This is a genomic window from Methylocapsa sp. D3K7 (genome assembly GCF_029855125.1).
GTDB lineage: Bacteria > Pseudomonadota > Alphaproteobacteria > Rhizobiales > Beijerinckiaceae > Methylocapsa.
In genome coordinates, this window is record NZ_CP123229.1 from 1,171,592 (window position 1) to 1,179,156 (window position 7,565).

At 56.2% G+C, this 7,565-nt stretch carries 8 protein-coding genes and 1 tRNA gene; 4 read left to right on the forward strand and 5 right to left on the reverse strand.

The window, feature by feature from the left end; all coding sequences use genetic code 11:
• Positions 1 to 176: 176 nt before the first annotated feature.
• Positions 177 to 374 (reverse strand): CsbD family protein, encoded by a 198-nt coding sequence (locus QEV83_RS05405; RefSeq protein WP_280130212.1) that lies wholly within the window; start codon positions 372 to 374, stop codon positions 177 to 179.
• 250 nt (positions 375 to 624) lie between these two features.
• Entirely contained in the window at positions 625 to 1,410 is a 786-nt protein-coding gene (locus QEV83_RS05410; protein WP_280130213.1) for a 3-hydroxybutyrate dehydrogenase, read from the reverse strand.
• 115 nt (positions 1,411 to 1,525) lie between these two features.
• On the opposite strand from QEV83_RS05410, the gene QEV83_RS05415 reads away from it, so the two are divergent.
• Positions 1,526 to 2,026: a transcriptional repressor gene (locus QEV83_RS05415; RefSeq protein ID WP_280130214.1), complete on the forward strand. Its 501-nt coding sequence runs from the start codon at positions 1,526 to 1,528 to the stop codon at positions 2,024 to 2,026.
• A gap of 27 nt (positions 2,027 to 2,053) precedes the next feature.
• On the opposite strand, the gene QEV83_RS05420 is transcribed toward QEV83_RS05415, so the two are convergent.
• Both QEV83_RS05420 and QEV83_RS05425 read right to left on the reverse strand, forming a co-directional pair.
• Positions 2,054 to 3,982 carry an AI-2E family transporter gene (locus QEV83_RS05420; RefSeq protein ID WP_280130215.1) on the reverse strand — a complete coding sequence of 643 codons (1,929 nt, stop codon included), beginning with the start codon at positions 3,980 to 3,982 and terminating at the stop codon, positions 2,054 to 2,056.
• Positions 3,983 to 4,098: 116 nt separating this feature from the next.
• Complete coding sequence (locus QEV83_RS05425) at positions 4,099 to 4,356, reverse strand: hypothetical protein (protein WP_280130216.1); 258 nt, start codon at positions 4,354 to 4,356, stop codon at positions 4,099 to 4,101.
• Between the two features lie 242 nt (positions 4,357 to 4,598).
• Here QEV83_RS05425 and ispG point away from each other — a divergent pair, with 242 nt between their 5' ends.
• Positions 4,599 to 5,897, forward strand: a complete 1,299-nt coding sequence (gene ispG, locus QEV83_RS05430; RefSeq protein ID WP_280130217.1) for a flavodoxin-dependent (E)-4-hydroxy-3-methylbut-2-enyl-diphosphate synthase — start codon at positions 4,599 to 4,601, stop codon at positions 5,895 to 5,897.
• A 19-nt stretch (positions 5,898 to 5,916) separates the two neighbouring features.
• Here the strand turns inward: ispG and QEV83_RS05435 are convergent, their stop codons facing one another.
• A complete protein-coding gene (locus tag QEV83_RS05435) occupies positions 5,917 to 6,135 on the reverse strand; it encodes a DUF465 domain-containing protein (RefSeq protein WP_280130975.1) in 219 nt (72 codons plus the stop codon).
• 355 nt (positions 6,136 to 6,490) lie between these two features.
• Between QEV83_RS05435 and QEV83_RS05440 the strand changes: the two genes are divergently transcribed.
• Positions 6,491 to 6,679 carry a DUF465 domain-containing protein gene (locus QEV83_RS05440; RefSeq protein WP_280130218.1) on the forward strand — a complete coding sequence of 63 codons (189 nt, stop codon included), beginning with the start codon at positions 6,491 to 6,493 and terminating at the stop codon, positions 6,677 to 6,679.
• Positions 6,680 to 7,151: 472 nt separating this feature from the next.
• A tRNA-Arg gene (locus tag QEV83_RS05445) sits at positions 7,152 to 7,228 on the forward strand.
• Positions 7,229 to 7,565 lie beyond the last annotated feature (337 nt).

The following is a 7,565-nucleotide window of genomic DNA, read 5'->3' on the forward strand; positions in this document are numbered from 1 at the left end:
CTTCAACTGGACACGCGCAGCTTGCGCGGTCGCTTCAGACTGACGTCCAAGCTCTGTTTCCGCTTCATCTTTGGCTGCAATAGGCCATTCATAGATCAATAACGACTGGAGCCCATTAGGGCCGCATCGCCACATGGCGATACGGCCCTGACGGATTATCGAGATTTAGACACCAATCACTGGTTCTTCAGCCAATCGTCCACGTCTTTTCGAACCATATCTTTACCGATGCCGTAGCGCTCTTGAATCTTGCCCTCAAGCTGCTCACGCTTGCCGGCAATCTTATCGAGATCATCGTCCGTGAGGTGGCCCCATTGTTCCTTGATTTTACCCTTCAATTGCTTCCAGTTTCCTTCAATGCGATTCCAGTCCATTACCAATTCCTTTCAATGGCGCGGCTCGATCGGAGCCACGTTTGATCCCGCGATAATGCCAGTGTGCCGAATGGGTTCCACAACGGACGACACAACCTGAACACGCGCAATCCGACATCGGCGAAAGGACTTAAGGCGTATCTGTCGCTTCTCTTAATGGCCAGAGCGAGGTTCACATTAGGAAGCAGGAATTGAAACGAAATCCATTGCCGGGCTGATAGCAGCGGCCAGGCGATTCTGCGGGTAGCCCTTACTCGGCCGTCCAGCCGCCATCGATCGAATAATTGGCTCCGGTTATTTGTGCTGCCGCATCCGAGCACAGAAAGACGAAAAGCGCGGCAACCTGTTCGGCGGTTACGAATTGCTTGGTCGGCTGCGCCAGCAAAATCACATCGTGAATAACCTGCTCACGCGTCAGTTTGCGGGCTGCCATCGTGTCAGGTATCTGTTTTTCCACGAGAGGCGTCCAAACATAGCCCGGTGAGACACAATTGGCCGTGATCCCGAAGGTCGCGAGTTCAAGTGCAGCCGTTTTGGTAAGTCCGGCGAGTCCATGTTTTGCCGTGACATAGGCGGACTTGAACGGCGAAGCGACCAGGGAATGGGCTGAGGCCGTGCTGAGAATCCGGCCCCATTTGCGTGCCTTCATGCCAGGAATCGCGGCCGCCATCGCATGGAACGCGGCACAAAGATTGATGGCGATGATCATATCCCAATTTTCGCGCGGAAATTCCTCGATCGGTGCAACATGCTGCACGCCGGCGTTGTTGATGAGAATGTCGACCGAACCAAGCTTCGTTTCGGCTTCCTTCACCATGGCGTGGATTTCATCTGGCTTCGTCATGTCAGCGCCGGAATAAATCGCCGTGACGCCAAACTCCTTCTCGATTGCGGCCCGTTCGGCTTCAATTGCAGCGGCATCACCCATTCCATTGATCATGACGTTGGCACCCTCTTTCGCAAGGGCCCGGGCGGTGGTGAGACCGATACCGCTGGTTGAACCGGTCACGATGGCATTACGCGTTTTTAGGGACATATCTGTTCCTCGAGTAGGCGAGGACCAGGCCCCGCGCCAATTGCTGCACCGCCATGCTACAACGGCACGGCGATGAACGGTCGCCTTAGGCATGCAACCGGAGTATGATGTCCACATGAATGTTTCGCGCGAAACACGCCGGGAACCGATTGGTAGAGCAGGCCAACCAGAGAGTCCCACCAAGGACACGCTGGCCGTCGCGCTGGCATTGTGCCGCCGTGACAAGATAAGTCTAACGCCGGGCAGGCGGCGTATTCTTGAGATTCTTGCCCGAGAAGGCCGCCCTCTCGGCGCGTATGACTTGATCGACAGGGTTGCGAACGAGACCGGTAAACGCCCGGCACCGATTTCCATCTACCGGGCGTTGGACTTCTTGCTCGAACACAGCCTTGTCCACAGACTCGCGTCCCGCAACGCCTATCTTGCTTGCGGCCACGGTCACGCTGCGCGAGAACCGATCGTGTTCCTTATTTGCGATGTATGCGGCGAGGTCGTCGAGGCGACTTCCCCCGCGATTCGGGGAGCGTTGGGGGATCTCGCGGCGGAAGCCAAATTTTCTCCCCGGGCGCAAGTCATGGAATTGGCGGGCCGGTGCCAGGCGTGCCCGGCGGATTAAGGGTTGAGAAGGGGATATCCGGCCGCCTTAAGCAACAGATTTTGTTGAGAGATTCGTGGCTTCGCGCGGCACCTCGATTTCGTCCCCGACCCCTTCCTGACCGCAAAAAGCTAGCGCCTGCTTGAATGTCGTCGCACAAGAGTCGGCTTTCGTCTCCGCGCACAACTCACGGCCTTGCTTGGATTCATCTTGCCAGAAACCCGCCAAAATTTCGATCGGGCCAAGGTACCGGCGCATCCGCCGTATCGCGAAACGGGCGCCAGCCGTGCTCGATTCCGCATCGAAGTAGGATAGGCACACGAGTCGCACGCCCTCGGCTGAAAGCCGCGAGATCCGACCCGCGGTCAACGCGCCTGCCGGCTCGACTTTCGCCTCCATGCCATGTTTTTCCAACAGTTGCGCGAATAGTGAAGCTGCAGCTTCATCAAGAAAACTGCGGCCGGCGATACAAAGAACCGGCCCTTCACGCATTTGCGGCAAGGTTGGGGAAGGTTCTTTGGTGTCCGGCAACGCACCTGGCGCAGTTGGCGACGAAATGTCGCGCGGCTCCGCCAACGCAGTAGGCTTGGGTGTTTGGGCCTTTAATGGTGAGTCCTCGCTATGGTCGGAAAGATCCTCGATGACCTCGCCGATCGTTTCCATGATTCGCTTGTGCCTGAGCTCATCGAGTACGCCACGGCGAAGATCGGCCTGCGCCATCAGCAAAGCCTTAAGCGCCACATTGTCATAATAATCGACCAGCGAATGGGTTTTTAAGTATCCCTCGGCTTGGTCGACCACCTCCGAAGCATCGCCTGCAAGCATTCGTTGATAAAAGGTTTCAACTGCCGTAAGCGGCGGCGCGTCCCCGAAAATGATATCGAGAAAAGCTAACCGTTCTACGTGCCGCCCAAGCACGACCAAACAGACGGTTAACGGAGTCGACAAGACAAGGCCGACCGGCCCCCACAACCAGGTCCAGAAGGTCGCTGACACGACGACGGCAATCGGCGAAATCCCAGTTTGGTGGCCGTAAAGCCAAGGCTCGACCGCCTGGCCGATAATGAATTCAACAATGAGAAACAAGGCCACGGTTTCAAGCGCGATCCCCCAGCCCGGATCGATCGCTGCCGCCAACGCGATCGGAAACCCAGCGGCGATAAAAGCGCCGATGTAGGGAACAAACCTAAGTAGAAACGCGGCGATGCCCCAAAGGATTGGACTTGGGAGGCCGATTAAATAGAGGCCTACAGCGATGATGATGCCGAAACATGAATTCACAAGAGTTTGAACCAAAAAAAATCGGCTGAGCCGTCCCGCGGCATCATTCATTGCCATTGTCGTGCGCTGCAAATCGCGCGACCCGGCAAGCCTAATGAAGCGGTTACGCAAATCCTCGCGTTGCAAAAGGATGAAGACGACAAAAATGATGACAATGAAAATTGTCTCGAGAGGCGAAAATGCCGTTCCCGCGATAGTCTGCGCAATGGCGAAAGGTCCTGGCGCCGGTTCATGAACTTCAACCGGAATCGGACGTTCGCTTCCTTGCTCTCCCGTCAATTGATTCTTAGGTTTGCCCGAAGGCGCGGGCGCGCTCGGAGCTGTTGGCCGGCGAGGATTGATTTCCCCGAAGCTTTTCAGCGCAGTCGAAACTTTTGCAAATAGCGCGTTATCGGCCGCAGCATCGCGTACCCTATCGATCTTGGCATTTATGGTCAGTTGATACTTCGGCAGATCAACGGCCAATTCGGAAACCTGCCGGGTCAAAACGGCGCTGACCACGAATGCAATGACCAGCGCCGCGAACACGACTGTTAAGACAGAGGGCACGCGTGCCAATCCCCAGCGCCGTAGAAGGAGAATCGGAGGGGACAATACAAAACTAATCAGAATGGCGATGGCAATGGGGATAAATACGTCGCGCCCAATGTAAAGCGCCGCCAAAACGAGCGCTGCCAAAACGAGAGTGGCCAGCATCTCGAGCGTTCGGGCTTGATCGGGTTCCGGCCTAGGACGAGCGTTGGGACTTCCTAAAAATTCGCTCATTCCGATGCGGCGGATTTTGTAACCAATGGCTGGATCCTATGCGACATCTACTGCGCATCGCCCGACCGCCGCGGCGCGTAGCCTGAGCGTCCATCGCGCAAATTGTCTCGATCGTATTCGTTTCGACGGTGTATGCCATATGCACATCCCGCAGCCGCACCCACCCCTCCATGCCCGACGAAATGACCGGCTATTCCGCCGACAATCGCCCCCTTGATGCAGCCACCCGACCGCGCGTCGGCGGGAACCGCGAACGCAATGGCCGCAAATGCGCCTATCACCGGAATTATAAATTTCCTTTTCATGGAATCCTCCTGGCTATTCTCGTTAACGGACAAGGGTGCTGTTGGTTCACGGCGACTTTGCAATTGAGGCTGCGTGGCTCTGCAGAGTCGACGCACCGAATTTGCCGTCGCGGCGTAACCTTCCTGGAAACTTGACGGCCTAAGTGTTTTTGGTCACCATTCTTTGTTGTGGTTCCTGTCACAGCCGCGACACGCCCGTACGACATCTCCGTCGGTGCCTCTTTTCGAAAGCCCGAGATCTCATGACACGCTCAGCCCCTGCGGACTTTTCCGGGCCTGCCGGCCCAGACGAGGCGGGTCCCCTGCCCCGCCGCCGCTCCATCGGCGTACGGGTTGGCTCCAGCGAAGCCGCGATCAAAGTGGGCGGCGGTGCCCCAATCGCCGTGCAATCTATGACCAATACGGACACGGCCGACATCGAGGGGACAGTGACCCAGGTTGCGGCGCTCGCCCGCGCTGGGTCCGAACTTGTCCGGATCACCGTCGATCGTGATGAGGCGGCGGCCGCTGTGCCTCATATCCGCGACCGCCTAGCGAAAACCGGCTGCCACGTTCCTCTCATCGGTGATTTCCATTATATTGGCCACAAGCTCCTTGCCGATCATCCCGCCTGCGCCGAGGCCCTCGACAAATATCGAATTAATCCGGGCAATGTGGGGTTCAAAGACAAGCGTGACAAGCAATTTGGCCTCATCGTCGAAATGGCGATCAAATTTGGCAAGGCAGTCCGGATCGGCGCCAATTGGGGATCGCTCGATCAGGAGTTGCTCACCGCCCTGATGGACGAAAATGCCCGGGCGCCGCAGCCGCGGCCGGCCGGTGCCGTCATGCGCGAAGCGATGGTGCAATCGGCTCTACACTCCGCCGCACGGGCGGAAGAAATCGGGCTTGGTCGGGACCGCATTATTTTGTCAGCGAAAGTCTCAGATGTGCAGCATCTTATCGCGGTCTATCGCACGCTCGCGCGTCGCAGCGATTACGCACTGCATCTAGGCCTCACCGAAGCAGGTATGGGCTCGAAGGGCATTGTTGCCTCTTCCGCTGCCATGGGAATTTTGCTTCAGGAAGGTCTCGGCGACACGATAAGAGTTTCCCTCACTCCCGAGCCTGGTGGCGACCGTTCGCTCGAAGTCAAGGTGGCACAAGAGCTATTACAGACGATGGGATTTCGTACCTTCGTGCCCCAGGTTGCCGCCTGCCCCGGCTGTGGACGCACCACATCAACCGTTTTTCAAGAGCTGGCACGAGATATTCAAACCTATCTCCGGGATGAGATGCCGCTTTGGCGCACTCGCTATCCCGGCGTAGAGACTCTGAATGTCGCGGTGATGGGCTGCATCGTCAATGGACCCGGCGAATCGAAACACGCCAATATCGGGATTTCCCTGCCTGGCACCGGCGAGACACCGGCCGCCCCGGTATTCATCGACGGTCAAAAGGCGATGACCCTGCGTGGCGCCAGCATTGCCGCCGAATTCAAGCAAATTGTCGAAGATTATATCGAGCGGCGGTTTGGCGGAGCTAAGAGCGCGGCGGAATAATGCAAGCATTCATTTAGAGCTAGGCAATAATGTCCGGCGTAAGCTGATCTTCAAGGAAAGCCAGACGATCACGCAGGAGTAGCTTACGCTTCTTAAGTCTCTGAATTTGCAACCGATCTCCTGCGCCCACATGAAGCAGCGCCTCAATGGCTGCGTCGAGATCCCGATGCTCCTGACTCAGCCGCTTAAGTTCCGCCCGAAGCGCGGCGTGATCTTCCTCGCTCGAATTTTCCGCCATGAGCCGCCGGTTCTCCGCCTTCATACAACTTAGCTGTTATTTTAGCTCAAAATCCGGGCCGGCTAAACAATGCACACGTCTAAATTATCCCCATTCTTGCGTCTTGTTGCATTTCGCACGGTTTCACGCGAATAGCGGGCCGATGGCACTTGCCAATGTTTCGGGCGAGGCTTCCGGCCAGCCTCGTCCAGAGAAGAGTGCATTTTCCGTTGAGACAAGGTTGACTAAATTTAGCATTTGCCAACGCCGTTCGCGATAGCGAAACATTTGATCAAGTTGATCGCCAAACCGGCTTCGCGAATTGAACTTCTTGTGTCATGATTATGACTGTATGAGCCTTAAAAAGGAGTTCTGCATGTCACGTGAGACTCACTTAAGCGCGCTCGGACAGCGTCATGAGGCGCTGGATAAGGAAATTGAGAAGGAATTGGCTCACCCCGCCAAGGACGAGTTGAAATTGGCTGAAATGAAACGCCGTAAGCTTCAGCTTAAGGATGAAATCACGAAATTGCGATCCGATTACGCGAGTCCCACTTTGCATTGAGTGCGGGGCGTCTCGTGCTTAGGCAAGAGCGTATAATCCATTGAACATATTGTGGTGAGTGCCCGTACTTTAGGTTTGTGGGGCTACCATAATTCTTAGGGTACGCTCCCCGTGCTGCAAGTTTTTGGTTGAGCCGGCTTGGCATGTCCTATTATCCTAAGCTAGGTTAGCATCGTCGCGAGCAAAGGCACCCGTAGCTCATTGGATGGAGCGCTGCCTCCGAGCGCAGAGGCAAGCGAGTTCTGCAGTGCTGTCGGGTGAAAGCAGCCGGGTTAAAACATTGTTTTGTTGAGGCTTCGGCGAGCTCACGTTATTTTCTTCTGTGTCGTCAGAAGCAAACGAGAAGGAGGTTGCGGACGGCGAAGAACGGCAAAAAGGTTGGTTCGTAAGTAAGCCTTAATGTTGTTCGAGTCGATGAGGAACTACGTTTGATGTTGACCGTCTCACGGGTCACACACTATCCCTTTTAGATGCACCCGTAGCTCAGCTGGATAGAGCGCCACCCTCCGAAGGTGGAGGCCACACGTTCGAATCGTGTCGGGTGCGCCATTTCGGTATAAAACTGCGAACGTCAGAATCCGCCGTTTCTGCGCTCGCAGCAGCCGCGAGTATTGGCAGCGGTTCGGTTTTTTGTGCCGAGGATACAGATCTCTCTCGGACGGCCTCAACTCGCTGCCTGACGGCGCGCAAATGGTCCCCCCGGTATGTTCTGTCTTCGTTTCTCAGATTGCGTCGTACGCTCAGCGCGGACCTGCGAAGACTATCCGGCGTGATCGCCGATCCAAGACGTTCGAGCGCTGTCAATCAGCAACGATGGGGGACCCCAGATTTGCAGGCAAGGAGCCGAAACACAGCTTCTTCTCAGCCGCCGTGATCGCCATCATTA

Coding starts and splice junctions, on each gene's coding strand:
- QEV83_RS05435 (WP_280130975.1), bottom strand. CDS start 6,135: ATGGCGGAAAATTCGAGCGAGGAAGATCACGCCGCGCTTCGGGCGGAA.
- QEV83_RS05415 (WP_280130214.1), top strand. CDS start 1,526: ATGAATGTTTCGCGCGAAACACGCCGGGAACCGATTGGTAGAGCAGGC.
- QEV83_RS05405 (WP_280130212.1), bottom strand. CDS start 374: ATGGACTGGAATCGCATTGAAGGAAACTGGAAGCAATTGAAGGGTAAA.
- ispG (WP_280130217.1), top strand. CDS start 4,599: ATGACACGCTCAGCCCCTGCGGACTTTTCCGGGCCTGCCGGCCCAGAC.
- QEV83_RS05425 (WP_280130216.1), bottom strand. CDS start 4,356: ATGAAAAGGAAATTTATAATTCCGGTGATAGGCGCATTTGCGGCCATT.
- QEV83_RS05440 (WP_280130218.1), top strand. CDS start 6,491: ATGTCACGTGAGACTCACTTAAGCGCGCTCGGACAGCGTCATGAGGCG.
- QEV83_RS05420 (WP_280130215.1), bottom strand. CDS start 3,982: ATGCTGGCCACTCTCGTTTTGGCAGCGCTCGTTTTGGCGGCGCTTTAC.
- QEV83_RS05410 (WP_280130213.1), bottom strand. CDS start 1,410: ATGTCCCTAAAAACGCGTAATGCCATCGTGACCGGTTCAACCAGCGGT.